Source organism: Burkholderia sp. AU33423, assembly GCF_002223135.1.
GTDB lineage: Bacteria > Pseudomonadota > Gammaproteobacteria > Burkholderiales > Burkholderiaceae > Burkholderia > Burkholderia lata_D.
Genome location: NZ_NKFH01000007.1, coordinates 1755132 through 1779900, shown reverse-complemented (window position 1 = coordinate 1779900; position 24769 = coordinate 1755132). Strand labels below are relative to the sequence as shown.

At 67.0% G+C, this 24769-nt stretch carries 27 protein-coding genes and 1 riboswitch; of the genes, 14 read left to right on the top strand and 13 right to left on the bottom strand.

Annotated elements, in window-relative coordinates; all coding sequences use genetic code 11:
* Nucleotides 1–37: 37 nt before the first annotated feature.
* The 6 genes from dmpG to CFB50_RS26560 form a co-directional block, all read right to left on the bottom strand.
* The gene (gene dmpG, locus CFB50_RS26585) at nt 38–1069 is read right to left on the bottom strand and encodes a 4-hydroxy-2-oxovalerate aldolase (protein WP_089447749.1); all 1032 of its coding nucleotides are present in this window, start codon (nt 1067–1069) and stop codon (nt 38–40) included.
* Between the two features lie 16 nt (nt 1070–1085).
* Nucleotides 1086–1985 carry an acetaldehyde dehydrogenase (acetylating) gene (locus CFB50_RS26580; protein ID WP_089447748.1) on the bottom strand — a complete coding sequence of 300 codons (900 nt, stop codon included), beginning with the start codon at nt 1983–1985 and terminating at the stop codon, nt 1086–1088.
* A gap of 13 nt (nt 1986–1998) precedes the next feature.
* On the bottom strand, nt 1999–2781 hold the full coding sequence (dmpE, locus tag CFB50_RS26575) for a 2-oxopent-4-enoate hydratase (RefSeq protein ID WP_069251680.1): 783 nt from the start codon (nt 2779–2781) through the stop codon (nt 1999–2001).
* Nucleotides 2782–2890: 109 nt separating this feature from the next.
* On the bottom strand, nt 2891–4273 hold the full coding sequence (locus CFB50_RS26570) for a DUF1329 domain-containing protein (RefSeq protein ID WP_089447747.1): 1383 nt from the start codon (nt 4271–4273) through the stop codon (nt 2891–2893).
* Between the two features lie 40 nt (nt 4274–4313).
* Nucleotides 4314–5879 (bottom strand): DUF1302 domain-containing protein, encoded by a 1566-nt coding sequence (locus CFB50_RS26565; RefSeq protein WP_089447746.1) that lies wholly within the window; start codon nt 5877–5879, stop codon nt 4314–4316.
* Nucleotides 5880–6036: 157 nt separating this feature from the next.
* The gene (locus tag CFB50_RS26560; protein WP_089448423.1) at nt 6037–6816 is read right to left on the bottom strand and encodes an SDR family oxidoreductase; all 780 of its coding nucleotides are present in this window, start codon (nt 6814–6816) and stop codon (nt 6037–6039) included.
* 137 nt (nt 6817–6953) lie between these two features.
* On the opposite strand from CFB50_RS26560, the gene CFB50_RS26555 reads away from it, so the two are divergent.
* From CFB50_RS26555 to CFB50_RS26510, 9 genes are all read left to right on the top strand, one after another.
* Complete coding sequence (locus tag CFB50_RS26555; protein WP_089447745.1) at nt 6954–7790, top strand: alpha/beta fold hydrolase; 837 nt, start codon at nt 6954–6956, stop codon at nt 7788–7790.
* Between the two features lie 66 nt (nt 7791–7856).
* Nucleotides 7857–8645 carry an SDR family NAD(P)-dependent oxidoreductase gene (locus CFB50_RS26550; RefSeq protein ID WP_089447744.1) on the top strand — a complete coding sequence of 263 codons (789 nt, stop codon included), beginning with the start codon at nt 7857–7859 and terminating at the stop codon, nt 8643–8645.
* Nucleotides 8646–8683: 38 nt separating this feature from the next.
* Nucleotides 8684–9433, top strand: a complete 750-nt coding sequence (locus tag CFB50_RS26545) for an electron transfer flavoprotein subunit beta/FixA family protein (protein WP_089447743.1) — start codon at nt 8684–8686, stop codon at nt 9431–9433.
* 16 nt (nt 9434–9449) lie between these two features.
* Nucleotides 9450–10394, top strand: a complete 945-nt coding sequence (locus CFB50_RS26540) for an electron transfer flavoprotein subunit alpha/FixB family protein (RefSeq protein ID WP_089447742.1) — start codon at nt 9450–9452, stop codon at nt 10392–10394.
* 3 nt (nt 10395–10397) lie between these two features.
* Nucleotides 10398–10925 (top strand): acyltransferase, encoded by a 528-nt coding sequence (locus CFB50_RS26535; protein WP_089447741.1) that lies wholly within the window; start codon nt 10398–10400, stop codon nt 10923–10925.
* 95 nt (nt 10926–11020) lie between these two features.
* On the top strand, nt 11021–11269 hold the full coding sequence (locus CFB50_RS26530; protein WP_046547929.1) for a hypothetical protein: 249 nt from the start codon (nt 11021–11023) through the stop codon (nt 11267–11269).
* A gap of 277 nt (nt 11270–11546) precedes the next feature.
* Nucleotides 11547–11846: a hypothetical protein gene (locus CFB50_RS26520; protein ID WP_089447739.1), complete on the top strand. Its 300-nt coding sequence runs from the start codon at nt 11547–11549 to the stop codon at nt 11844–11846.
* Between the two features lie 190 nt (nt 11847–12036).
* Nucleotides 12037–12681: a DUF1326 domain-containing protein gene (locus CFB50_RS26515; protein WP_089447738.1), complete on the top strand. Its 645-nt coding sequence runs from the start codon at nt 12037–12039 to the stop codon at nt 12679–12681.
* Nucleotides 12678–13469 carry a DUF2182 domain-containing protein gene (locus tag CFB50_RS26510; RefSeq protein WP_089447737.1) on the top strand — a complete coding sequence of 264 codons (792 nt, stop codon included), beginning with the start codon at nt 12678–12680 and terminating at the stop codon, nt 13467–13469. The genes CFB50_RS26515 and CFB50_RS26510 overlap by 4 nt, the downstream gene beginning before the upstream one ends.
* A 42-nt stretch (nt 13470–13511) precedes the next feature.
* Here CFB50_RS26510 and CFB50_RS26505 read toward each other — a convergent pair whose 3' ends face one another.
* Nucleotides 13512–13910, bottom strand: a complete 399-nt coding sequence (locus CFB50_RS26505; protein WP_256979279.1) for a cupin domain-containing protein — start codon at nt 13908–13910, stop codon at nt 13512–13514.
* 306 nt (nt 13911–14216) lie between these two features.
* Here CFB50_RS26505 and CFB50_RS26500 point away from each other — a divergent pair, with 306 nt between their 5' ends.
* The gene (locus CFB50_RS26500) at nt 14217–15404 is read left to right on the top strand and encodes a collagen-like triple helix repeat-containing protein (RefSeq protein ID WP_089447736.1); all 1188 of its coding nucleotides are present in this window, start codon (nt 14217–14219) and stop codon (nt 15402–15404) included.
* Between the two features lie 122 nt (nt 15405–15526).
* Here CFB50_RS26500 and CFB50_RS26495 read toward each other — a convergent pair whose 3' ends face one another.
* On the bottom strand, nt 15527–15988 hold the full coding sequence (locus tag CFB50_RS26495) for an Lrp/AsnC family transcriptional regulator (protein WP_069251667.1): 462 nt from the start codon (nt 15986–15988) through the stop codon (nt 15527–15529).
* A gap of 116 nt (nt 15989–16104) precedes the next feature.
* Between CFB50_RS26495 and CFB50_RS26490 the strand changes: the two genes are divergently transcribed.
* Nucleotides 16105–16737, top strand: coding sequence for a LysE family translocator (locus CFB50_RS26490; RefSeq protein ID WP_089447735.1), 633 nt, complete (start codon nt 16105–16107; stop codon nt 16735–16737).
* On the opposite strand, the gene CFB50_RS26485 is transcribed toward CFB50_RS26490, so the two are convergent.
* From CFB50_RS26485 to CFB50_RS26465, 5 genes are all read right to left on the bottom strand, one after another.
* Complete coding sequence (locus CFB50_RS26485) at nt 16734–17159, bottom strand: DUF6331 family protein (RefSeq protein ID WP_089447734.1); 426 nt, start codon at nt 17157–17159, stop codon at nt 16734–16736. The two genes, CFB50_RS26490 and CFB50_RS26485, sit on opposite strands and share 4 nt — an antisense overlap.
* A 35-nt stretch (nt 17160–17194) precedes the next feature.
* Nucleotides 17195–18040 carry a GNAT family N-acetyltransferase gene (locus tag CFB50_RS26480; RefSeq protein ID WP_089447733.1) on the bottom strand — a complete coding sequence of 282 codons (846 nt, stop codon included), beginning with the start codon at nt 18038–18040 and terminating at the stop codon, nt 17195–17197.
* A gap of 114 nt (nt 18041–18154) precedes the next feature.
* Nucleotides 18155–18724: a YdeI/OmpD-associated family protein gene (locus tag CFB50_RS26475; RefSeq protein ID WP_089447732.1), complete on the bottom strand. Its 570-nt coding sequence runs from the start codon at nt 18722–18724 to the stop codon at nt 18155–18157.
* A 236-nt stretch (nt 18725–18960) separates the two neighbouring features.
* A complete protein-coding gene (locus CFB50_RS26470; RefSeq protein WP_089447731.1) occupies nt 18961–20889 on the bottom strand; it encodes a TonB-dependent receptor domain-containing protein in 1929 nt (642 codons plus the stop codon).
* Between the two features lie 342 nt (nt 20890–21231).
* Nucleotides 21232–21424: riboswitch (cobalamin riboswitch) on the bottom strand.
* Between the two features lie 89 nt (nt 21425–21513).
* Nucleotides 21514–22572, bottom strand: coding sequence for an AraC family transcriptional regulator (locus CFB50_RS26465; protein WP_089447730.1), 1059 nt, complete (start codon nt 22570–22572; stop codon nt 21514–21516).
* Between the two features lie 167 nt (nt 22573–22739).
* Here CFB50_RS26465 and CFB50_RS26460 point away from each other — a divergent pair, with 167 nt between their 5' ends.
* The 3 genes from CFB50_RS26460 to CFB50_RS26450 are packed head-to-tail and all read left to right on the top strand — an operon-like array spanning nt 22740 to nt 24748.
* Nucleotides 22740–23084, top strand: a complete 345-nt coding sequence (locus CFB50_RS26460; RefSeq protein WP_089447729.1) for a hypothetical protein — start codon at nt 22740–22742, stop codon at nt 23082–23084.
* Nucleotides 23074–23706, top strand: a complete 633-nt coding sequence (locus tag CFB50_RS26455) for a Dabb family protein (protein WP_089447728.1) — start codon at nt 23074–23076, stop codon at nt 23704–23706. The genes CFB50_RS26460 and CFB50_RS26455 overlap by 11 nt, the downstream gene beginning before the upstream one ends.
* A gap of 49 nt (nt 23707–23755) precedes the next feature.
* Entirely contained in the window at nt 23756–24748 is a 993-nt protein-coding gene (locus CFB50_RS26450) for an NADP-dependent oxidoreductase (protein WP_089447727.1), read from the top strand.
* Nucleotides 24749–24769 lie beyond the last annotated feature (21 nt).

Below are 24769 nucleotides of genomic sequence, written 5' to 3'. Positions count from 1 at the left end.
CCCGTTTCGCCATGCGTCTTCCCGTGGTGTCGTTTGCTCAAGCCGCCACCGCTCGCGCCCGCACCATCGTCAGCGCCGCGTCCTCGATCATGTCCTCCTGCCCGCCGACGAGCCGCTGCCGGCCCAGCTCGACGAGGATGTCGCGCGCCGGAATCCCGTACTTCGCTTCCGCGCGCTTCGCGAACAGCAGGAACGACGAGTAGACGCCCGCATAGCCGAGCGTCAGCGCGTCGCGGTCGAGGCGGATCGGCGCGTCCATGATCGGCACGACGAGATCCTCGGCGACGTCCGAGATCGCGAACACGTCGACACCCGTCTCGATCCCCATCCGGTCGCACACCGCGACGAACACTTCCATCGGCGTGTTGCCCGCGCCGGCGCCGAGGCCGGCCGCGGCCGCATCGATCCGGTTCGCGCCGGCGGCAACCGCCGCGACCGAGTTCGCGACGCCCATCGCGAGGTTGTGGTGGCCGTGGAAGCCGAGTTCGGTCTCCGGCTTCAGCGCGTCGCGCACCTTGCTGATCCGCGCGGTCACGTCGTCGGGCAGCATGTGGCCGGCCGAATCGGTGATGTAGATGCAGTTCGCGCCATACGACTCCATCAGCTTCGCCTGCACGACGAGCTGCTCCGGCGACGACATGTGCGCCATCATCAAAAAGCCGACCGTATCGAGTCCGAGCGTGCGCGCGAGGCCGATGTGCTGCTCCGACACGTCCGCCTCGGTGCAGTGCGTCGCGACTCGGATCGTGCCGACGCCGAGTTCGTGCGCCATGCGCAGATGCTCGACGGTGCCGATACCCGGCAGCAGCAGCGCCGACACCTTCGCCTGCTTCAGCTCCGGAATCACGGCGCTCAGGTATGCCTCATCGGTATGCGCGGGAAAACCGTAGTTGACCGACGCGCCGCCGAGCCCGTCGCCGTGCGTGACCTCGATCAGCGGCACGCCGGCCGCGTCGAGTCCGCGCGCGATGGTGCGCATCTGGTCGAGCGTGATCTGGTGGCGCTTCGGGTGCATCCCGTCGCGCAGCGACATGTCGTGGACGGTGATCTTCTTGCCTGCAAGTGACATCGCGTGGCTCCTCAACTCAAGCGGTGGCGGCCGTCGCGGCCAGCATCTGTTCGGCGAAACGCTCGGCCGTGGCGGCCGCGGCGGCGGTCATGATGTCGAGGTTGCCCGCGTACTTCGGCAGGTAATCGCCGAGCCCTTCGACTTCCATGAAGACGGATACGCGATTGCCGTCGAACACGGGGCCGTTCTTCAGCGTGTAGCCCGGCACGTAGCGCTGCACTTCCTTGACCATCGCATGCACGGACGCGGTGATCGCGTCGACGTCGGGCGGGCCGTCGGTCAGGCAGTGGATCGTATCGCGCATGATCAGCGGCGGCTCGGCCGGGTTGATCACGATGATCGCCTTGCCCTTGCGTGCGCCGCCGACCTGTTCGATCGCACCGGACGTCGTGCGCGTGAATTCGTCGATGTTCTTGCGCGTGCCGGGGCCGACCGAGCGCGACGACACGGTCGCGACGATCTCGCCGTACGCGACCGGCTGCACGCGCGATACCGCGTATACCATCGGGATCGTCGCCTGGCCGCCGCACGTGACCATGTTCACGTTCGCCTGTGCGCTGTCGAGATGCGCGTCGAGGTTCACCGGCGGCACGCAGTACGGCCCGATCGCGGCGGGCGTCAGGTCGATCATCTTCACGCCGAGCGCGGTGAGCTTGTCGGAGTTGTCGCGGTGCACGTAGGCGGACGTCGCGTCGAACGCGATGCGGATATCGTCGGTGGCCACGTGCGGCAGCAACCAGTCGACACCCTTGTCGGTGGTCTTGAGGCCGAACTCGCGCGCCCGCGCGAGGCCGTCGGATGCCGGATCGACGCCGACCATCCACATGGGTTCGAGCACCGGCGAGCGGCGCAGCTTGTAGAGCAGGTCGGTGCCGATGTTGCCGGGCCCGATCAGTGCGCATTTGATTTTCTTCATCAGGATTCTTCCTTTAGATAAAGCGGACGTCGCAACTGCCGATGCCGGAGATGTGCATCGACAGCGCGTCGCCGGCCGTGACCGGAATCAGTTTGGCAAGCGAGCCGGACAGCACGATCTCGCCGGCGAGCAGCGGCACGTCGTACGCGGCGAGCGTGTTCGCGAGCCATGCGACCGCGTCGGCGGGGTGACCGAGCGCCGCGTCGCCGCGGCCCTGCGCGACGGGCTCGCCGTTTTTGTCGATCGTCATCTCGCACGCGGCGAGATCGAGCGTGCGCGGATCGACGCGCGCGTCGCCGAGCACGTACACGCCGCACGACGCGTTGTCGGCGACGGTGTCCTCGATGCGGATCGCCCAGTCGCGGATGCGCGAATCGACGATCTCGAAGCAGGGCGCGACGGCGGCCGTCGCGGCGATCACGTCGGTGCGGTCGATGCCGGGGCCGCGCAGGTCGCGCGCGAGGATGAACGCGATCTCGCCTTCGGCGCGCGGTGCGATCAGCGAATCGGCGGCGATCGCTTCGCCGGCCGCGTAGTGCATGCCGGACAGCAGGATGCCGAAATCGGGCTGGCGCACGTTCAGCATGTCCTGCACGGCCTGGCTCGTCACGCCGATCTTCTTGCCGACCACGGCCTCACCGTGTTCGATGCGGCGTTCGATGAAGCGCTGCTGGATGCGGTAGGCGTCGTCGAGCGACAGGCGGCGCGGGCGGCTCGACAGCGGCGCGACCGGCGCACGCGCGTGCCACGCGGCGTACAGCTCGTCGCCGAGCGTCGTATGCAGACGGGAAGACATGAAAGGGCCCTCGAATCTCGAATGGAACAGGCCGCCGTCACGGGCGGCGCCGGGCGCCGGAGCGAGGCTCCGGCGCGTGGGTCGCGGGCGTGCCGCGCCAGCAGGTTGCTTAGTTACCCGAACTGCGGATCGCGTCCGGCGAGAAGTACGCCTCGTTGAACTGCGGGCTGTTGTCGAGCTTCGGCATCGGGCCTTCGTTCGTCAGGCGGTCGGCCATGTACGCACCGGAGATCAGGTCGTGAAAGAACACGACGCCCGGATAGAACACCTTCGCGTCATACGCGTACAGCGTCGTCGCGACGTTGGTGCGCCACAGCTGGCCGCGCGCGTCGTAGTTGTCGGCGAGCAGCGTCATCCACGAATCCTCGTCGATGTACAGCACGCGCTTCGCATACTGGTGACGGTAGTTGCTCTTCAGCGTCGCCTGCAGCACCCACAGGCGATGCAGCTCATAGCGGATATACGACGGGTTCTCGTGGCCCTTGGTCAGCAGGTCCGCGTACTTCACCGAGCTGTCCATCGCCTTGTAGTTGTCGTACGGCACGTAGATCTCGCGCTTGCCGACGATCTTCCAGTCGTAGCGGTCGCCGGGGCCGTTGTACAGGCGGTCGTCGTCGACGGTGCGGAAGCCGCCCGGGCCTTGCGGCTGGTCATAGCCGTACTCGGGTGCCTGGCGCACGCGCCGCGTGCCGGGGTTGTACATCCACGTGCGCGACGAGTTGTCCGCGCCGGCCTTGTCCCAGTTCGTGAAGCCGACGATCAGCGAGCCGCGGTCGGACAGCGGCAGTTCCGTCGCGTTGCGGTAGTACGTGCGGTTGTTCAGGTCGCTCTTCACGTCGAACTTGCCGGAATTGCGCGGCGAGTAGATGTCGTAGCGCACCTTGCCCCACGCGATGTTGCCGTCGGAGTACACGACCGCCTGGTCGTAGGTCGCCTGCTCGGCGCCGATCGCCGACGAGAAGCGCTGGTTCCACAGCAGCTCGGCAGCCGTTTTCGGGATCGGATAGGGCACCGTCGGCGGCGCATTCGTGAGGCCGTTCGCGTCGGACGTCATCGTCGAATCCGGCGCGTATGCACGGATGTCCTTGTAGACGGAATCCGCATAGCGGAAGTCGCGATGGCTCGGGTAGACGTTGATCTTGAACGTGGCCGGGTAGCGCTTGAACATCGCCTTCTGGCCGTCGGTCAGGTGCTCGGCGTACTGCGCCATGTTTTCCGCGGTGATCGTCGCGACCGGCTTCTCGCTCGCGAACGGATCGGGGTAGCGGCTGCCGCGCTTGTACTGCACGTCCGGCGGCGTGCCGAGCCACTTGCCCGACCACTCGGGCACGCCGCTGTCCTTGCTGGCGGCGCGCACCGCGCCCATCGGCGTCAGCGGGCCGTCGAGCGCCTTCAGGTCGTCCGACGTGACCTTCGGGTACGACGCCGTCGCGACGACCGCGCATGCGGCCATCACCGACGCGCGCAGGAGGGGGAAATGAATGCGTTTCATGTCGATCCTCATAGTGCTGAATGACGAGCGGCCGGGCCGCTCAGAAGTGGTAGGTCGCCGTGGCCAGCACGTAGTCGCGATCCGCGAGCGGGCGCGTGACCGGGTTCGGCGAGCCGAGGAACTTCGCGTAGACGAGCGACAGCTGCAGGTTGCTCAGGCGCGTGAAGGTCACGCCGGCCGTCACGCGGTGGTCGCCCTGGCCCGTCAGCGAGCCGAGCGCGCCGGCGAGCGGCGACGTGCCCGTCAGGTCGTGCGTGTAGGTCAGCGGCACGTCGAGATCCCAGCCGTTGAACACGTTCTTGTAGCTGAGCGTCCACGCGATCTCCATCGCGAGCGCATTGCGCGAATTCGCGAGCGTGGTCGAGCCGTCGAGCTCGGAGATACTGCCGGCATGCACGTACGTGAGTTCGCCGATCAGCGACTGCGAATTCGCGAGGAAGCTCGGCCCGATCGAATAGATGCCGGACAGATTCGTCTGCAGCACGTTCGCGCGGGTCGACTGCGGGCCGGTCGGCGTGTTGACGAGCACGGCCGCGCCCTGGCGGTACGACACTTCGCCGGCGACGTTCACGGGGCCGACCTGCGTCGAGAAGCTGGCACCGGTCAGCTTGATGTTGCTGAAATACTTCTGCTGGTACTGAAGCGTCGGGAAGTACGTCGTGACGACACTCGGGTTCATGTCGTTGTAGTGCAGGTGGTACAGGCCAAGCTCGGTGTCGCCGAGGACGCGGAAGCGTGCGCCGATCCCCCACTGGTTGCGCGCGCTCGGCTTGTCGTCGGGGCCGCGCGGAATGATCATCCCGCCCGGGCCGATGATGAACTGCGCGCCGGGGCCCGTGACGTCCGAATAGCTCCAGTACGTGCCGGGCGCGGTCAGCCGGTTCTGCTGGTACGAGAACTGGTAGTAGCCGAGCAGGCTGAAGTTCGGCGTGATCTGCCACTGCGTGGAGATCTGCGGCACCGGCAGCAGGATGTCCTTCACTTCGGCACCGGCCATGTACGACTTGGTCGCGTCGGACGGCCCCTGTGCGCCGGCGATGTTCGGGAAGAACAGGCTTTCGCCCCACGCGACGACCTGGTCGCCGACCTTCACGTTCAGGCTCGTCGAGCCGATCTTGAACGTGTTGTACGCATACGCGGCGAGCAGCGTCGTGTGGCCGCCCGACCAGTAGCGCGCGTCGCTCGTGAAGTTGTTGTACTGGCCCGACTGGTTCACGGTGCCCGGGGCGTCGTTGTAGTTCGGGCGGTGATACGCCTGGTCGTAGAACGTATCGGCACGCACGAACACGCCCCAGTCGTCGTGCTTCAGGTTCACTTCGCCGAGCAGGCTGACCTGGTTCTCGATCAGCTTGTTCTTCGCGAAGTTGCGGTCGCCGTCGTCGCCGTTGATGTTCGCCGGCGTGAGGAGATTGCCGCTCGGTGCGCGGGTGCGCATGCCGAGGCCGTAACTGAGCGTGAACGTGTAGTCCAGCGTCGTGTCGGCGCCCAGCTCGATCGTGCTGCCTGCATGTGCGCCGGGAGCGGCACACGCCAGCAGCGCGGCGGCCAGCGTCGACAGCGTGGCGGTTGCCCGCTTGTCGGTACGGCGCGAAATCCGTTGATGCATGGTGTCTCCTCTTGGGGGTATCGACGACGGTCGACTGTGTGTGTTGTCGTGAGAGGCAGAGTAGGGAGATCGCGGTAGCAGGGAATCGTCAAAATGAACTAGATGACTTCCCTAGGACTGGCAACGATTCGTGCGGCACCGATTGGCCATGCGTGCATCAGCGCGCGGCGGCCTGCGCGGCGGACAGGAACGCGGGCCGTTCGCCGCCGCCGTCGAGCCGCAGGTTGGTGCCCGACGTGTACGACGCTTCGGGCGATGCGAGGAACAGGCACGCGGCGGCGACGTCGTCGGGGGTCGCGAGCCGTCCGGCGGGAATCGTCGCGCGAATGGCGTCGAGCGCATCGTCGTCGCCGTAGTGGCCTTCGGCGGCCGATTCCGTCTGCACGAGGCTCGGGCTGATCGCGCCCACGCGCACGCGCGGCGCCCACTCGACCGCGAGCGACGTGACCGCGTTGACGAGGCCCGCTTTCGCGGCGCCGTATGCGGCCGTGCCGGGCGACGGCCGCGACGCACTGACGCTCGCGATGAACAGCATCACGCCGCCTTCGGGCTGCGGCTGCATGATCGCGTTCACGCGCTGCGCGAGCTGCAGCGGCGCGATCAGGTTCAGCCGCACGATCGATTCGGTGAAGCGCGGCGACGCATCGGCCGCGAGCGCGAACGGCGAGCCGCCCGCGTTGTTGACGAGCACGTCGAGGCTGCCGGCCGCGGCGCGAATCGTCGCGAGCATCGCGTCGACCTGTTCGATGTCGCGCAGGTCGGCCGCGACGAACGTCGCCATGCGTCCGCCGGCCGAAGGCGGTGTGGCGGGCGCGCTGCGTCCGCAGACGAACACGCGCGCCCCCGCCGCGAGAAACCGTTCGGCGATGCGCCGCCCGATGCCCTTGGTGCCGCCCGTCACGAGCACCGTCTTGCCGCTGTAGTCGAATCCGTTCATCGTTGCCTCCGTTTCGGTGGGCCGATGATAGGAAGAAGCGCGCGCGGCTTCGTAGTCTGAAAGGATGATGCCGGCCGGCGCCGGCGGCGCAATCATCGTGGCAGACATCCATCGAACGACGAAGGAGACACCCCGCGATGACGATCCCCACGACGCCGCCGGCCGGCATCTTCACCGACGTGCCGGGCGGCCTGCGCCTGCACCACTACGAGGCGGGCGAAGGCCGGCCCGTGGTGTTCATCCACGGCAGCGGCCCGGGCGCCAGCGGTTTCAGCAACTTCAAGCACAACGTGCCCGCGTTCGCGGCGGCCGGCTATCGCGCGATCGTCGTCGACCTGCCCGGCTACGGGCAGTCGTCGAAGCCGTCCGACGTCGCCTATACGCTCGATTTCTTCGTCGGCGCACTGCATGCGCAGCTGAACGCGCTCGGCATCGGCCCGGCCGTGCTGCTCGGCAACTCGCTCGGCGGCGCGATCGCGCTCAAGTACGCGCTCGACTACCCGGACGAAGTCGACGGGCTGATCATGATGGCGCCGGGCGGCGTCGAGGATCGCGACACCTATTTCCGGATGGAAGGCATCCAGCGGATGGTGAAGCTGTTCACCAACCGCCAGATGAATGACGACACGATGCGCGAGCTGCTGACGCTGCTCGTGCACGACCCGGCGATCGTCACCGACGCGCTCGTCGCCGAGCGGATGAAGGTGTGCGTCGAACAGCCGACTGAAGTGCTGTCGACGATGAGCGTGCCGAACCTGACCGACGCGCTCGGCGACCTGCGTACGCCGGTGCTCGGTTTCTGGGGCACGGACGATCGCTTCAATCCGGTCGGCGGCGCGCTGAAGTTCCTCGAACGCTGCCGCGATGCGCGCTTCGTGCTGATGAACCGGTGCGGCCACTGGGTGATGGTGGAACACGCCGACTATTTCAATCGGGAATGCCTCGATTTTCTTGCGACGCGGAATCCGCGATAACGCCGGATGCCCTTGAAGGCCGGCCTCGATGCGGGCGGCCTGTCTGAACGAATACCTGGAGACGACATGAAGCTCATCGAAGACCTGTTCGACCTGCGCGGCAAGGTGGCCGCGATCACCGGCGGCGCGCGCGGCATCGGCGCGGAGACCGCGCGCACGCTGGCTGCCGCCGGCGCGAGCGTCGCGATTCTCGACGTGCTGTCGCAACCGGCGGAAGCGCTGGTCGAGGAAATCCGCGCGCAGGGCGGCCAGGCCGCGTTCTGGTCGCTCGACGTCACGCACGAGGACGATGTGGCGCGCGTGTTCGGCGAGATCGTCGCGCGCTTCGGGCGCCTCGACGTGCTCGTGAACAACGCAGGCATCGAAGGCCACAACGTGCCGACGCACGAGCTCACGCTCGCACAGTGGCAGCGCGTGCAGGACGTGAACGTGAACGGCGTGTTCCTGTGCACGCGTGCGGCGATTCCGCATATCGACGCGGCCGGTGGTGGCTCGATCGTGAACCTGTCGTCGATGTACGGGATCGTCGGCGGGCCCGACGTGCCTGCGTATCACGCGTCGAAGGCGGCGGTGCGGATGATGGCGAAGGTCGACGCGATGTTGTACGCGGCGAAGAACATCCGTGCGAACTCGGTGCATCCCGGCTACATCCGCACGCCGATGCTCGAGGAAGCGTTCCGCCAGATGGGGCAGGACCCCGATCGCGCCTTCGAGTACATGCAGACCAACGTGCCGATGGCGAAGATCGGCAGCCCGCGCGACATCGCGGCCGGCATCCTGTATCTCGTGTCGCCGGCAGGCCGCTACGTCACAGGCGCGGAGCTCGTGATCGACGGTGGCTTTACCGCGCGCTGACGCGGCGCGGCGCACGCAACGGAACAGGAGACAGGCAGTTGAAAGCGCTCGTGGCAGTGAAACGCGTGGTCGACGCGAACGTGAAGGTCGGCGTGAAATCCGACCGGACGGGCGTCGACATCGCGAACGTGAAGATGTCGATGAACCCGTTCGACGAGATCGCGGTGGAAGAGGCCGTGCGGTTGAAGGAAGCCGGCGTCGTGACCGAAGTGGTGGCGGTGTCGGTCGGTGTCGCGCAGGCGCAGGAAACGCTGCGCACGGCGCTCGCGATCGGCGCGGATCGCGCGATCCTCGTCGAATCGCATGACGGTGTCGAGCCGCTCGGCGTCGCTAAGGTGTTGAAGGCGCTGGTCGACAGGGAGCAGCCGCAACTGGTGATCCTCGGCAAGCAGGCGATCGACGACGATTCGAACCAGACGGGCCAGATGCTCGCTGCGCTGGCGGCGTTGCCGCAGGCGACGTTTGCATCGAAGGTCGTGGTCGACGACGGCCGTGCGATGGTCGCACGTGAAGTCGACGGCGGTGCGGAAACGCTGTCGCTTCAACTGCCCGCCGTCATCACCACGGATCTGCGCCTGAACGAGCCGCGCTACGTGACGCTGCCGAACATCATGAAGGCGAAGAAGAAGCCGCTCGAAACCGTGAAGCCCGACGACCTCGGTGTGGATGTGACGCCGCGCCTGAAGGTGCTCGAAGTGAACGAGGCGCCGAAGCGCGCGGCCGGCGTGAAGGTGCCGGACGTGCAGACGCTCGTCGCGAAGCTGAAGACCGAAGCCAAGGTGCTGTGACAGGGAACGCAAGAAAATGACGATTCTGGTGATTGCGGAACACGACAACGCGTCGATCAAGGCCGCGACGCTGAGCGCCGTGGCTGCCGCACGGGCGCTCGATGCGGCGGGCGGCGGCGACGTTCACGTGCTCGTCGCTGGACACGACGCACAGGCGGCGGCCGACGCAGCGGCGAAGATCGCCGGTGTGTCGAAGGTGCTGCTGGCCGATGCGCCGCAACTGGCCAACGGTCTGGCCGAGAACGTCGAAGCGACGGTGATGAACGTTGCGAACGGCTACTCGCACATCCTCGCGCCGGCTACCGCCTACGGCAAGAACATCGCGCCGCGTATCGCCGCGAAGCTGGATGTCGCACAGATCTCCGAGATCACGGCGGTGGTATCGGCCGACACGTTCGAGCGCCCGATCTACGCGGGCAACGCGATCGCGACGGTGCAGTCGAGCGATCCGATCAAGGTCATCACGGTGCGTGCAACGGGTTTCGATCCGGTGGCAGCGGAAGGCGGCAGCGCGTCGGTCGAGAAGATTGAAGCGGCAGCCGATGCCGGCAAGTCGCAGTTCGTGAGCCGTGAAGTGACGAAGCTGGACCGTCCGGAGCTCACGAGCGCAAGCATCATCGTGTCGGGCGGCCGCGGCTTGGGCAGCGGCGAGAACTATACGAAGGTGCTGGAGCCGCTGGCCGACAAGCTTCAAGCCGCGCTGGGCGCGTCGCGTGCCGCAGTCGACGCCGGCTACGTACCGAACGACTGCCAGGTCGGCCAGACCGGCAAGATCGTCGCGCCGCAGCTGTACATCGCGGTCGGCATCTCGGGCGCGATCCAGCACCTGGCCGGCATGAAGGATTCGAAGGTGATCGTCGCGATCAACAACGACCCGGAAGCGCCGATCTTCAGCGTGGCCGACTACGGTGTGGTCGGCGACCTGTTCACGCTCGTGCCGGAAGCGGCCGCGGCGCTCTGACCGATGCCGCTGTTCGAATTCAACGGGATGCGGCCACGCATCGACCCGTCCGCGTATGTCGATCCGAGCGCGGTCGTGATCGGCGACGTGACGATCGGCGCGCGCTGCTACATTGGCCCGCATGCGAGCCTGCGCGGCGACTTCGGTGCGATCGTCGTCGAAGACGGCAGCAACGTGCAGGACGGCTGCGTACTGCACGTTGGGATCGGCGAGACGTGCCGGCTCGGCGTCAACAGCCACATCGGCCACGGCGCGATCGTGCATGGCGCGACGCTCGAACCCGACACGATGATCGGGATGAACGCGGTCGTGATGGACGGCGCGACGATCGGCGCCACGACGATCGTCGCCGCGTGCGCGTTCGTGAAGGCCGGCTACGACGTACCGCGCGGCGTGTTGCTCGCGGGCGTGCCGGGGCGCGTCGTGCGGCGGCTCAGCGACGCGGAGATCGACGCGAAGGCGAACGGTACGCGGATCTATCAGCAGCTGGCGGCGGACTGCCTGAGGACGATCAGGCGGATCGACGGGTGAGCGGGCATTCGGGCGGCCCAGGATGCGACGGATTGCCGGGCAGGTTGCCGTTGCCGTAAGATCGGCACAGGCTTTCCCACCGGCATCCGCGTCACATGAAAAAGCACGTCCGTTTGCGGCTCACAGTCATTGCGTCGGCTTTTGCCGTCTACAGCGTTTATATGCACATCCAGCAGTTCATCAATGGTTGCGTGTGGGTCAGGGGCCATCAGCGCTGCAGTTTCGAAAACAGCACGAACTTCGAAGGCTGGATGGATCTCGACCTGATGATCGCGTGCTGCTGGGTCGCCGCGGCGGTGGTGGGCTGGATTTCCGTCATGCAGGCCGCGAAGAAGCCGGGTTGAAGCCTGGCGCTTCCGTCACGCGAAACCGGTCGCTGTCAATCCGTGACAACGATCATCGGTGCGGCATCGCCGCAATCGTCAGCGCCGCCCCCGGATCCCCGCGCCGCAGGTGCAACCGGCCGACAGGATCGGGTTCCGCTCTGTCGACCCGCGGGTCGGCCCCGACGCCGGTTCGAGCCTTGCCTTCCATCCGCCGCCATCGGCCGTCGTTGTGCTCTTTCCTGCCGTGCCCGGATAATGATCCGGCGTCGCGCACGCCGCGCGAGGGGAGGCTCCCATGCAATTTCCGACGGGATCGGTGGTCGCGCTCAGTTCGGCCGCCGCGACGATGTTTTCGATGGGCATGCTGTTTCTCGGCTACTGGGGCTGGCACGAGCCGCTGCCGTGGCGGTTCGGCGACTACGTCGTGATCCTGCCGGCGCTGGCCGGGTTCGCGTGCCTCGTCAGCGTGCCGTTTCTCGCCACGTCGCCGATGAAAGCCCCCGACGACGAATCGCGGATGTTCGTCGCGCGGCGCGTGTTTCTGTGCGGCGCGAGTGCGTTGTGGTGCGCGATCGTCGCGTCGGTGGTCGTGTGAGCGCCGTGCTGGATTCGCATGCGCCGACGTCTGCCGGTGCGGTCTTGCACCGGATTGTCGAAACCTCTTCCATACGCGCTTGACGGGCGGTTTTCATGCGTCGATTCGGGCCGCTGCGACGGCTTTGCTTTCCCCTGTGCCGTGCACTAGATTCGAAGCATTCCTGTGTAGCCGAGCGCGAGGTGGAGCCATGACGCCGTGGGAGATTCAGGGTACCGAATTGATCAATTGCAATTGCTCATACGGTTGCCCGTGCCAGTTCAATGCGCTGCCGACCCATGGCCATTGCGCGGCGATGGGGGCGATTTCGATCGACAGCGGCCACTACGGCGACGTGGTGCTCGACGGCGTCAAGGTCGCGGTCGTGTTCGAGTGGCCGGGGGCCGTCCACGAGGGGCGGGGCCGGTGCCAGCCGATCGTCGATGAGCGCGCCAGCCCGGCGCAGCGCGAGGCGGTGCTGAAGATCATGACTGGTCAGGATACCGATCCGTTTGCGACGATGTTCTCGGTCTACGCTTCGACGCTCGAGCAGGCGTTCGATCCGATCTTCGCGAAGATCGATTACGACGTCGATGTCGATGCGCGGCGTGGCCGGATTCACGTCGACGGCGTGTTCGACCTCGCGGGCGATCCCATCCTCAATCCGGTGACGGGCGCCGAACATCGCGCGCGGATCGACCTGCCGCACGGCTTCGAATACGAGCTGGCCGAGATCGGCTCGGGCACGTCGCGCTCGCAAGGCCACATTCCGCTGACTCTCGACGGCAGCTATGCGCAGTTCGCGCGGCTGCACCTGAACAACCACGGGGTGGTCAGGCATCGCGTCGCGGCATGACGCCCGTCGACCACTGGCTCGGGCGCGAGCGCGTCATCACGCTGCTCGGCATCGCGGCGCTCGTCGGACTGTGCTGGTTCTACCTTTGGACGGGCGCGGGAACCGGCATGTCGGCGCTGGACATGACCACCGTTGCGCTCTTTCCGCATCGCCTCAAGGGCGCCATGGGCAGCATGGATCCGTCGCTGCCCACCGTGATCGTGATGTGGTGGGTGATGATGATCGCGATGATGACGCCCAGCGCGGCGCCGCTCGTGATGCTGTACCGGCGGGTGCTGCGGCAGCGCGGCGTGGACGGGGCGGGCTCGGCGTTCACGTCGCTGTCGCTGCTGGCCGGCTACCTGGCCGCATGGCTCGCGTTCTCGATCGGCGCAGCGCTGCTTCAGCAGATGCTGCAGCCGGCCGGGCTGATCTCCGCGATGATGCTGTGGTCGAAGAGCGCCGTCCTTTCCGCGATCGTGCTGGCGCTCGCCGGGCTCTATCAATTCTCGCCGCTGAAACGCGCGTGCCTTCGGCAATGCCGGGCGCCGGCCGGGTTCCTGGTCGCGCACTGGCGTCCGGGCGTCACCGGCAGTTTCCTGCTTGGCGCGCGGCACGGCATGGTTTGCGTGGGCTGCTGCTGGTTGCTGATGGCGCTGCTGTTCGTCGGCGGCGTGATGAACGTCGTGTGGATCGCCGCGCTGTCGCTCTTCGTGTTCGCGGAAAAGATCCTGCCCGGCGGAGAACTTGTCGGGCGCGCACTGGGCGTCGTGCTGATTGCGTGGGCCGGTGTGACGTTGATCGTGTGACGGGCCGTCACGGGGGCAAGCCGGCGCGGACGTGCGGAATCGCTATGGACGGGGGACGGCCGGCCCCGGCCGGTCCCGGTCGCCCGCCACGAGATAGACCAGCGGCCGATCGCCGGTATTCAGCATCGTATGCGCGCTGCCGCCGCGCGGAAATCCCATGAAGTCGCCCGGGCCGATCGCATAGGTCCGGCCATCGACGATTGCCTCGCCGGTTCCCGACAGGGCGTAGACGCATTCCTCCGCGTAGAGATGCCGGTGGTATTCGGTGGATTCGTGCCCGGGCATCAAGGTCATCAGGTGGACGCCGAGTTGCGTCAGCCCGGTTGCATCGCCAAGCGACCGCTTCAGGCGGACGGCATTCTCGTTCAGTGGGTGCACGGAATGTTCGGGTTCCATCGCCGCGATGCTGGCGACTTTCAGCACTTCGCGCGGGGTGTTCATCGTCTGTCGTGAATGATGGGGGCGGGTGCCGGCAAGCGCATCGTTGCGCGCGCTTGAGTGCTGGCGACAGGGGCGCGGCCGCGTCTTTCACCGCGGGATGCTACGTAACGCGGGGCATGCGTTACCCGGAACGCAAGGCTCGATCCCGATGATGAAGGCGAGCCCGGCCGCCAGCCGTCGGGCCCCGGACGGCCGTCGGGACAGGGCAATCCAGCGTGGGTGTGAAGTCGTCGTTGATGCCGATCGCAATGGCACGATAGGTGCTTGTCGGGCTGATCGAGCTGAAAAAAAGCGAACGGGGCTTCCATGCAAAATCATTTCTTCAAGGCGAACGCTGCGCTCGCCGCCATTGCCGCGGCGTGCGCACTGGCGGCGTGTGGCGGCAGCGATGTCACGGCGCCGAAGCCGGGTGGTAATACCATCGGAACGAGTACGAGTGGCACGGGCGGGACGAGTGGAACCAGCGGCACGAGCGGAACCAGCGGCACGAGTGGAAGCAGCGGCACGAGTGGAAGCAGCGGCACGAGTGGAACCAGCGGCACGAGTGGAACCAGCGGCACAAATGGAACCAGTGGCACAAATGGAACCAGCGGCACGGGCGGAACCAGTGGCACGAGCGGTACCCCCGGCACGTACGGCATCATCAACTCCGTCGGCGCGGTCGTCATCGACGCTGGCACCACGATCGGCAGCATGAATCCGCCGGGAGTGGGCAAGGGCGCGGCGACCGGCCTCGGCGGCACGGTCACGGGCGCGGGCACGATCATCCGCGACACGACGAACGCCATAAGCAACGGCATCGGCCAGACCGGTTTTACGGCGAATCCCGTCGGCACGACGGTCGCCGGGCTGGGTTCCATCGTTGACTCGACCAGCAATCCGGTCACTGGCCTCGGCGAAACGGTGAAGGCGCTCGGCACCGGCCCGTTGTCGCCGCTGGCACCGCTCACGACGCCGGTCGGCGGCCTGTTCGATACCGTCGCCGGTGGCCTCAACACGGGCGGCACGATGCTCGGCTCGGCGCTTTCGTCGGGCCCGGTCCAGCAGACGACGCAGGCGATCAGCACGGCGATCACACCGCTCGTCACGACCGTCGGCCAGGTCACGCAACAGGTCGGCACGGCGACCGGCCTCGGACAGCCCGTCGCGGGCCTGCTTGGTCAGATCGGCGGCGCGATCACGTCGGCGGGATGGAAGGTGACGTCCACGTCGCCCCAGCCGCTGGTCAGCGGTGTCGGCGAACTCGTGCGCGCGGTCGGCGACACCGTGACCAATGCGGGCGGCCTCGTGAACCCGAGCGGGGCGAACGGCGCGGTGCCGGTCGCGGGCCTGGTGACGAGCGTGGTCGGCGGCATTCCGGCGACTGTCCACAACGGTTCGGCAACCGGCACGGGCAGCGGCTCACCGTTGGGTGGTCTCTCCAACCCGCTTGCGCCCGTTACAGGGCTGGTGGGCGGCCTGCTTGGCGGCTTGGGTGGCTTGGCCGGCAAGTAGTCGATCGACTCGGATCTTCACGGCGGTAACCGGCCGACCGAAAATCGGCCTCCGGCTACCGCCGAACAACGTTGCTTGATGATCCCCTGCGGGAAGCGGATCGGACGGGGCCTCTCGATGCGTCAATCGCGAACGACGTCGCGCTGCGACGGCGGCCGCGCCAGCCCGCGTGCGGGCAGCGGCGTCGACATCACGATCGACGTGCGTGTTTCGCCGTACAGGTTGATGCGTTCGATCAGTTGTTCGAGATGGGTCATGCTGATTGCGGCGAGCCGCATCATGTACGAGTCCGCGCCCGTCACGTGATGGCATTCGACGACTTCGGGAATCGTCTCCAGCAACCGGAGGAATTTGGCTTTTGCCGGTTGCGGCACCGTGATGCCGATCAGCGCGCTGACGGGATAGCCGGCCGCGGCAGGATTGATCCGGGCCGTGTAGCCCTCGATGACGCCGGCCGCTTCAAGCCGCTTCACGCGTTCCGTCACCGCCGGCACCGACAGGTGCACCTGGCGCGCCAGCTCCGTGTAGCTGATGCGGCCGTTGGCCTGCAACAGCGTCACTACCTTCCAGTCCAGATCGTCCATCGCGGCGGTATTTTTTTAGGCGGAGTGGCCATTTTTCCTTAAAAACCGCATTCAGCGATGACGGGACTTTCCCTACGATGCCTGTTCCACCCGTTGCATGTTGCAAGGAGCAGGCGATGCTGTTCATCAAGTCCGTCGTGATGGGGCTGTCGATTGCGGTGCCCGTCGGCCCGATCGGCATGCTGTGCATTCAGCGCAGCCTGAGCCGCGGCTTTCACGCGGGATTCGCGACGGGCGTCGGCGCCGCGTGCGCCGACGCGATCTATGGCCTGCTCGGTGCGCTCGGCATCGCGGGTGTCGTCACGGCATTCCCGATGCTGACCGTCGGGTTGAAAATCGGCGGCGGCGCGTTCCTCGTGTGGCTGGCGTGGACCATCGCGCGCCGGGCGCCGGCCGCGTCGACGGCGCAGCGCGACCTGCCGCGCACGACTGTCCTGCGCGATTTTGTGACGACGTTCGGACTGACGCTGTCGAACCCGATGACGATCCTGTCGTTCGTCGGGATTTTCGCGGCGCTGGGCCCGCTGTCGGGCGCGCGGGAAGGGGCGATGTGGCCGGCCGTGGCGCTGATGGTTACCGGTGTGTTCATCGGTTCCGCGACGTGGTGGCTGTGCCTGAGCGGTACGACCGCCGCATTGCGCACGAAGATGTCGTTCGCGTTCATGCATGGGCTGTCGCGCGTGTCGGCGGCGGTGATTGCGGTATTCGGCGTGATTCAGGTCGTCGCGGGCGTGCGCGGGGTCATCTAGGTCGAGGTGTCGTGCGCATCGCGTTGCGACCGGATGGCGTCGACCGTCGTCCGGATATGCGCGAGCAACTCGAGCATGGCCGCTTTCCGGAAATACTGGTTCATTCGCGTGCTGACGACGAGATCGGCCGGCAACGCGTCGATCGAACGCTGCACCATCAGCAGATCGTCGGCGAGTTGCGCCAGCGCTGCGCAATCGCGCGTGCCCACCGCGCTCGCGATCTCGTCCGGCCAGAAAACGAACGCGTCGATGCCGCAGCATTCGGCGACGCAATCCGTCTCCAGTGCATCGATCAACGGCATGACCCCCGCGAGACAGGGATCGATCGGAACCGCCTGCGCCTGCTTGCCCATCAGATCGCCGAATTCGATCCAGCGATCCGGGCCGATGCTGATGTCGCCCTTGTGTGGTTTGCCGTTCATGGGTTGATGCTCGAGAGGTTCAGTTTTTATGACGATCACCCCAGCTCGAACGACGTCACCCCGAACACGCGGTCGATCGCAATCGCCGGTGCTTCTTTCGTGTACATCCGTGCGGTTTCGAACACGCTCGTCATGCCGTGCCGTTCCGCCAGCGCGACGGCCGCGGGGTTCGTTTCCGGCACGTCGAGCACGATGACCTCGCCGGGCATGCGCGCCGCCAGCGCGCGAAACAGCCCGGTGGCAATGCCTGCGTCGTCGGCGAACAGCGGGCCGATCTTGCAGCCCGCCTTGCAGCGGCGCACGACACCGTATCCGGCGACACGGCCGCCGTCGACCGTCGCGAGCGCAACGGCATCCGGCTGCGCGATCCAGGTGGACAGGAACCGCTCGCGGGCCGACGGAAAGCACGCGCGATCGTAGGCAAGCAACTGCTCGAACGGCACGTCGGCCGCTGCCACTACGTGCGCGCATCCGATGCCGTCCACGCGCCCCTCATAGCGGATGTTGCGATACGCAAGCGCGAATCCGGACTTCCTGTAGTTCGCCTGCTGGGCCACGACACCATCGAGCCCGATGTTGCGGTCTCCGAGGTAACGCATGCCGTGCTGCCAGGTTCGGATGCCGAAGCCTTTGCCGCGAAACCCGGGTTTCACGATGTAGAGGCCGATGAAGCCGAAGCGTTCGTCATAGGCGACAGCGGAAATGCACGCGACCGGCTCGCCGCGCCAGACGCCGACGAAGAACCCGGCGGGGTCCGCTTCCCTGAAACAATGAGGATCAGGCAGGCCGGGGTTCCAGCCCTCTGCAGCCGCCCATTCGACCGACATCGCTACTTCGTCGGCCGACATGGTGCGCACGATAAAGTCACCGCCTTGGTCCATGGTTCACCCCCAGTCGCCGCGTTCGCGATTGCGCGTTGCAATACCGGCTGCCGAGCCGAAGCAGCCCTGACAGACGATATGTCCCGTTTGGCACCATTCCCGTCAGCGAAAAATCTATGGATGGATGGTTTCGCCGCGATTCAGCATGTCGATGAATTCCCCGATTTTGCGCGCCCGTGTTTCCGGCTTTTTGGCATTCTGTATCCGAAACAGGATGGCATATCGGTTACGGCTGTTCAGTGTTGCGAAAAACTCGCGGGCTTCCGGATTGGCGTCCAAAGCCGCCTGCAGGTCGTCCGGCACGATCGAGTTGCTGGCCGACGTATAGGCAGCCTGCCAGCGGCCGTCCTTTCTGGCTTTCTCGATTTCGCACAAGCCGGGCGGGCGCATTCTGCCTGCGGCGATCAGCGCTTCAGCCCTGTCTGTGTTGAGTTTGGACCAGATGCTTTTTGCGGAGCGCGGGGTGAAGCGTTGCAACCAGTATTGCTCGCTCTCGGCCCGCTTTTGACCATCGATCCAGCCATGGCAGAGGGCGCTTTCCAGCGCCTGTTCGTAGGTGACGGTGCGCTGGCCGGTGCCTTTTTTCGCCAGACGCAGCCATGCTCCGGCCGAAGTGGTGCCGTTTTGCTCTAACCAGTTTTCCCATTCGGCCTGACTGGTAAAGGTTAGCGCGCATTCGGTCATGTCACTGTCCTGAATGGTTGACTACATGTGCGGGGAGGGCGTCCGCAGTCTAACAGTGTTGATACGGACGGCAACGTGCGCGGTGCGACGAAAGACTGGCCGCTCGGTTGCCGTCAGTCCGTCGCCCGGTTTTGGGGTGGCATCACCCGTTTCAAGCATCGGTCGCGCAGGCATCGGATACGCCGTTTCAAATGGGAGGCCTCGCCACCTATCCGGCCAAAGCCTCCCCATCCCCGTCAGAACGTATAACTCACCTTCCCGAACGCCGTCCGCCCAAGCGTGTTGTACCCATACGCGGTCATGTACTGCCGGTCGAACAGATTCGACACCGTCGCCGACACCGTCAGGTGTGAATTGATCCGGTACGACGCGCGCAGGCCCACCGTCAGATACGAAGGCAGATAGGTCGAATTCGCCGGATCGTCGAACGTCGTGCCGCCATAAAGCAGCGACGCCCCCGTGCTCAACGCATGCAGGTGCAGTTCATCCCACGTGTGATCGATGTTGAGGCTGACCGTCTGGCGCGGCCGGCGGTTGAGCCACGAGTCGTTGGTTTCGTCCTGCGGATTCAGGATCCCGACCGCGAGGCTCACCGGCGTCGAGCGGCCGATCGTCCCCTTGTACGACAAGTCGATGCCACGAATATGCGCGCGGCCGATGTTCATCGGCGAGAACGTCGCCGGGTTGTACGCGATCAGGTTGCTGACGCGCGTATCGTAGATCGCGGCCGTGAACGTACCGTACGACGTGTTCGCATCGACCGCAGCCTCGACCGACGTGCTGCGTTCCGGGCTGAGGTTCGGATTGCCGTAGCCGGGGTAGTACAGGTCGTTGAACGACGGCAGCTTGAACGCATTGCCGTACGACACACGCGCCGTGTACACCGGCGTGATCGCCCACGACAGCGCCGCGTTACCCGTATTCACGGATTGCCCGGCGATGATTTCATGACGCCCCGCGAGGAACATCGTCACGCTGCCGAGCGTTGCCGACTGGTGCAGCGAGAACGCGGAATCGTTGCGCGTCGGCACGCCGTTCGGAATGTCGACCGGCAGGAATGCCTGCTCGCGCGTGAAGTCGTATGCGAGCTTGGTTTCGCCCGACAGCGGCAGCCCGAACAGATGGAATCCGCGCGCCTGATGCGTCAGCGACGTCGACGTGCTGATGCGCTGCGAATTGATCTGGTCGGTCGGGATGGTCGGATCGCTCGCGTAGATGAACCCGCGATCGTTCGCATAACCGAACGACTGGTCGAACTGCGTGTCCGGCGTGATATCGAGGTGGAACGCGATACCGGTCGTCAGCTGATGATCGAGCTGGCGGTTCGCAAAGCCGCGGTTGTCGTAGGACAGATCGGACCGGTGATACAGCGCGAACGTCGAGATCGACCAGTTGTCGCGCGCGTAGCCGAGGCGCGCGTCGAGATCCTGCGCGTGGTACGGGTTGCGGCCCGCCTCATGCCCGTACGCGAACGGCCGCGTCGCGTCGATGCCGGCCGTGTTGTACGAGTGCAGGCCGAGCGAGTAGGTGAGCCCGCCGAGCGCGGCGAGCGGCCCGGTCGACGGCACCGTGCCCGACGTGCGCAGCTGCGTGTCGAACGTCTTGTTCGACCCGCCGCCGAACGACACGGTGGTCTGGTTCGGCTGGTTGGCCGCGCGGCGCGTGAAGAGCTGCACGACGCCGCCCATCGCATTGGCGCCGAACGACGCGGCGGCCGGCCCCGAGATCACTTCGACACGTTCGAACGCTTCGGTCGGCAGGTCCGCCCACGGCGCGATGCCGGTGGTCGGCGAGCCGATCCGGATGCCGTCGATGAACACGGCGACCTGGCTGGCCGACGAGCCGCGGATGCTGACCGACGCGGACGAGCCGGGCCCGCCGTTCTGCGAGACGGTCACGCCGGGCAGCGTTGCGAGCGCCTGCGTGATGCTCGGGTCGCTCGGCGACAACCGGTCGAGATCGGTGCGCGTGAGCACCTGGGTCGTCGCATAGCGCTGGTCGAACGACTCGGGCAGGCGGCGTGTGTCGGTCACGTTGATCGTCTGCAGGTCGGCGCCTTCGGCGGCCGGGGCCGGTTGCGCAACCGAGGTGTCGCCGGCTGCGTGGGCGAGCGGCGAGAGAAGCGCGGTCGCGGCGGACGTGGCAAGGAGGTGTCGAATCTTCATGAGGCTGTCGTTGTGGTCGGGCTGCGCATGCGTCGATCGTGGGCGGGCGGCGGGCAGCGCCGGTTTTGTTATCGGTGAGCGGGTTATCGCGCGACCGGGCCGAGCGGGCCGCGGTCGCGAGCATCGGCGCGGCACATGCCGGCGGACGCGATCAATACGGAGCGGCGCGCGCGAGCAGGCGGGCCGTGCATGCCGGCGGCGTGCCGGCGCGACGCTTCCGGTGAGGAAGCGGATGCGGTAACAGTGGACATCGGGCGGATCCTGAGGTCGGGCCGTCCATGCAACGGGCGACCGCCAATAGCGGTGCCTGGCGCGCCGGGACACCCCGCCCGGTGCGGCTGCTTGGACCTCGGGTCGATGGCAGGTCTCCTGGCTCGCGGGTCGTCATTCGTGCCGGCCTTCCCGGTTTCCCAGTGGCATGCAGTGGCACGGATTCGCCGCTCACAGTTGCGGGGGCAGCCGCAGACTCGAGGCGCGGCCTCTCCTGCGTTCCCTTTTGATCCCATCCCTGGGAACGATCAGCGCGCAAGGGTAATGGCGTGCGCTCCGGCGCGTCAATTGTCGGGCCGTGCGGGGATGCGAAAAAACGTCATCGGCGCGCAAAAACTTTCGAAATCCTTTCCTTCATGCGTCGATGGCGCGTTTCATGTCTGACGAAATGGCGTGGTTTGCTGCCATGCAATCGCGCCGAAACCGGCTCGGGGCGACACCCGTCCACCTGACGAACGCGCGACGGAATGCTTCCTCGCCGCCGAACCCGAGATGCGCGGCGATCCGTGCGACCGGCCAGTCCGACTCGCGCAGGCAGCGTTGCGCGGCCTCGGCGAGACACTGCTCCCGCAGCACGTGATAACCGCTGCCTTCGGCGACCAGCCGCCGCCGCAACGTCGCCTCGCTGACGCCGAGCCACGCGGCCAGCTCGGCGAGTGCCGGCAACGCCTGCTCGTGCGCGAGCGCCGCATCGAGAAAGCCACGCACCTGCTGCGCCCACGACACGACGGCCGGCGCCGCATCGATCAGGCGAAACGGAAAATCGACGAGAAACGCGTCGAGCTCGGCCGGCTGCCGGGTCACGCGGCACGCGAGCCGTGCGGCATCGAACGCGAAGCCGTAGGTCTGACGGCCGACCTCGACGGGCGCGTTGAACAACCCGAGCAGCGGCATCGCGTCGTCGCGGCGCGGATGGCCGAGCCAGACGTCGGTCGGCCGCAGCGGCTGCCCGATCAGCCAGCCGAACAGCTGCAGATAGCAGAACAACCCCGTCAGGTCGACGAGGCACGCGGCCGGGCTGCGTGTGCGGCGCAGCGAATCCATCCGGAACGTCGCGCGCCCGTCGCGCACGGAGAGCGACAGCGCGCCGGCGCGCGGGGTCAGCATCTCGCCGAATTCGCGCGCACAGCGGATTGCGTCGGCCAGCGTCGCGCAGCTCAGCAGGCAGCGGCACATCAGGTCGACTTCGCGCTTGCGCATCGGCGGGTGGCCGTCGCCGCGCGCGACCTGGGCCTCGAGGCGTTCGATCGCGTCGCGGTACAGCGCGACGAAATCGCCCGGCGTCGCTGCCGGTGGCGGCGGCTGTGCATCACGGTCGGCCGGCGGCGCGCCGCTGCGCGTGAGTTCGCTCAGCAGGCGCGCACCGAAGCCCGGCAGGATACGGCTGCGGGCCGGGATGGCGCGCTGTTTCATGAGTTTCCCGATCTGATCGTTGCGACAGGGGGCGGTGAGCGGGCCGGTAGGGGTCTGCGAACCGTCGCCACGCAAGAATGCTATCCACGCCGCCCGCCTTCGGCCTCGCCGGAACGGCGTAGGCCGGCTGCGCATCCTTGTCACGAACGACCACGGACGACACGCGAATGATCCAGATCGTAGATGAAATCACGCTCGCGCCCGAGCGCATTCCCGACGTGCTTGCACTGCTGCGCGACCGTTACCTGCCGGGCCACGCGGCGCGCGGGCTGACGGCGGCCGGCCGCTGGGTGTCGCCGCCCGTCGCGGTGCCGGGGCAGCCGAGCACGCTGTGGCTGACCTGGCACGTGGCAGACGCGCCGGCCTATTACCGGATGCGCGCGCTGACGGATGCCGACGTGGTCGGATTCTGGATGGCCGTCGACGCGCTGTGCGACGTGCGCCGCCGCCATGTGATGACGGATGCCGATGCGCCGCTGCACGCGCTGGCGGAGGTCGAGCATGCGGCATGACACGGCACAGGTATTCGTGTCCGCGGATTGCCATGCCGGCGCGATCGAGCATGCATTGCACGAAGCCGCGCACACGCTGGCTGGCCCGAAGCGGGTGGCATTGGCACGCAATCTGGACGGCAGCTGGGGCGCGGGAGACTACACGCTCGACGTGCTGCGTGACGCTTCGGCGGCCGACGGCGCGGCGGATTTTGCGGCGCTCGCTCAACTGCCGGGAATCGAGCGCATCGACAGCGCCGAATGCCGCGCGATCGGCGGCGGCCTGCGCGAACCGGCGCTGCGCGACGGCGTGTGGCGCACGCTGATGCTGCGCGTGCGGCCGCAGACCAGCCCAGCTCAGATCGCTGCGCTCGAACGCGAACTGCTGCAGATGCCCGCGTTCATGCCCGGCATCCGCAACTGGCGGCTGAGCCGGATCGAGACGCCCGGCGCGTGGACGCATGTTTGGCAGCAGGAATTCGCGCACGTCGGCGATCTACTCGGCGAGTACCTGATGCATCCCTATCACTGGGGCTGGGTCGATCGCCGGTTCGATGCTGAAAGCCCCGACTGGACGGTCGATGCGATCTCGCATGCGTTCTGTCCGCTCGCGTCGAGCCTGCTGGCCGACACGGCGGCGTGACGCGCAGCCCACATCAAGCCGACAACAAACAAGCCCTGGAGACACGAAGATGCGAGCCCTGTTGATCGACCGCGTCGGTCATTCCGACGCCTTGCGGATGGCTGACGTGCCGGCACCGACGCCGGGCCCCTGCGACGTGCTGATCCGCGTGGCCTACGCGGGCGTCAATCCCGCCGACTGGAAATGCCGCGAAGGCTACCTCGGCGCATTCATGCAATACACGTTTCCGTTCGTGATCGGCTTCGACGCGGCGGGTGTGGTCGAAGCGGTCGGCGACGGCGTCGACGGTTTCGAACCCGGCATGCGCGTGTTCGCGCAGACCGACGTCGGCGCGGGGCGCTGGGGTGCATACGCGGAATACGTCGCGGTGCGTCACGACTCGGTCGTGCGCGTGCCCGATGTGGTGAGCCTGGCGGAAGCCGCCACGGTGCCGACGCCCGCGCTCGCCGCGTGGGCCGGCCTGTTCGACGACGGCGGGCTGCAGGCGGGCCAGACCGTGCTGGTGCACGGCGGTGCCGGCGCGGTCGGCACGTTCGCGATCCAGCTTGCCGTGCAGGCCGGTGCGCGCGTCGCGGCGACGTGTTCGGCACGCAACCGCGGGACGGTCGAATCGCTGGGCGCGGCGGCCAGCATCGACTATCGCGCGCACGACGTCGCCGCGGCCCTGCACGCATGGGCGCCCGGCGGCGTCGACCTCGTGCTCGACGCGGTCGGCGGCGACACGCTGCCCGATGCGCTCGACCTGCTGGCGCCGGGCGGCACGCTGGTGAACATCATGACGCTCGCGGCCGGCGATGCGGAGCGGCTCGCCGCGACGGCCGCCGAAGCCGCACGACGCGGCCTGCGCACCGCGATGACCTACAGTCGGATGCCGAGCGGCGGCACGCTCGGCCGGATCGCGGCGCAACTGGAAAAGCGCGTGCTGCGCGTGCCGCGTTTCGACCGTTTCCCGCTCGAACAGGCGGCCCGCGCACTCGATCTCGTTCAAACGGGCGAGGCGAAAACGAAGCTGGTGCTTCATGTTGCGGATATCGCCCGCTGAGCGGCCCGCACGCACATCACA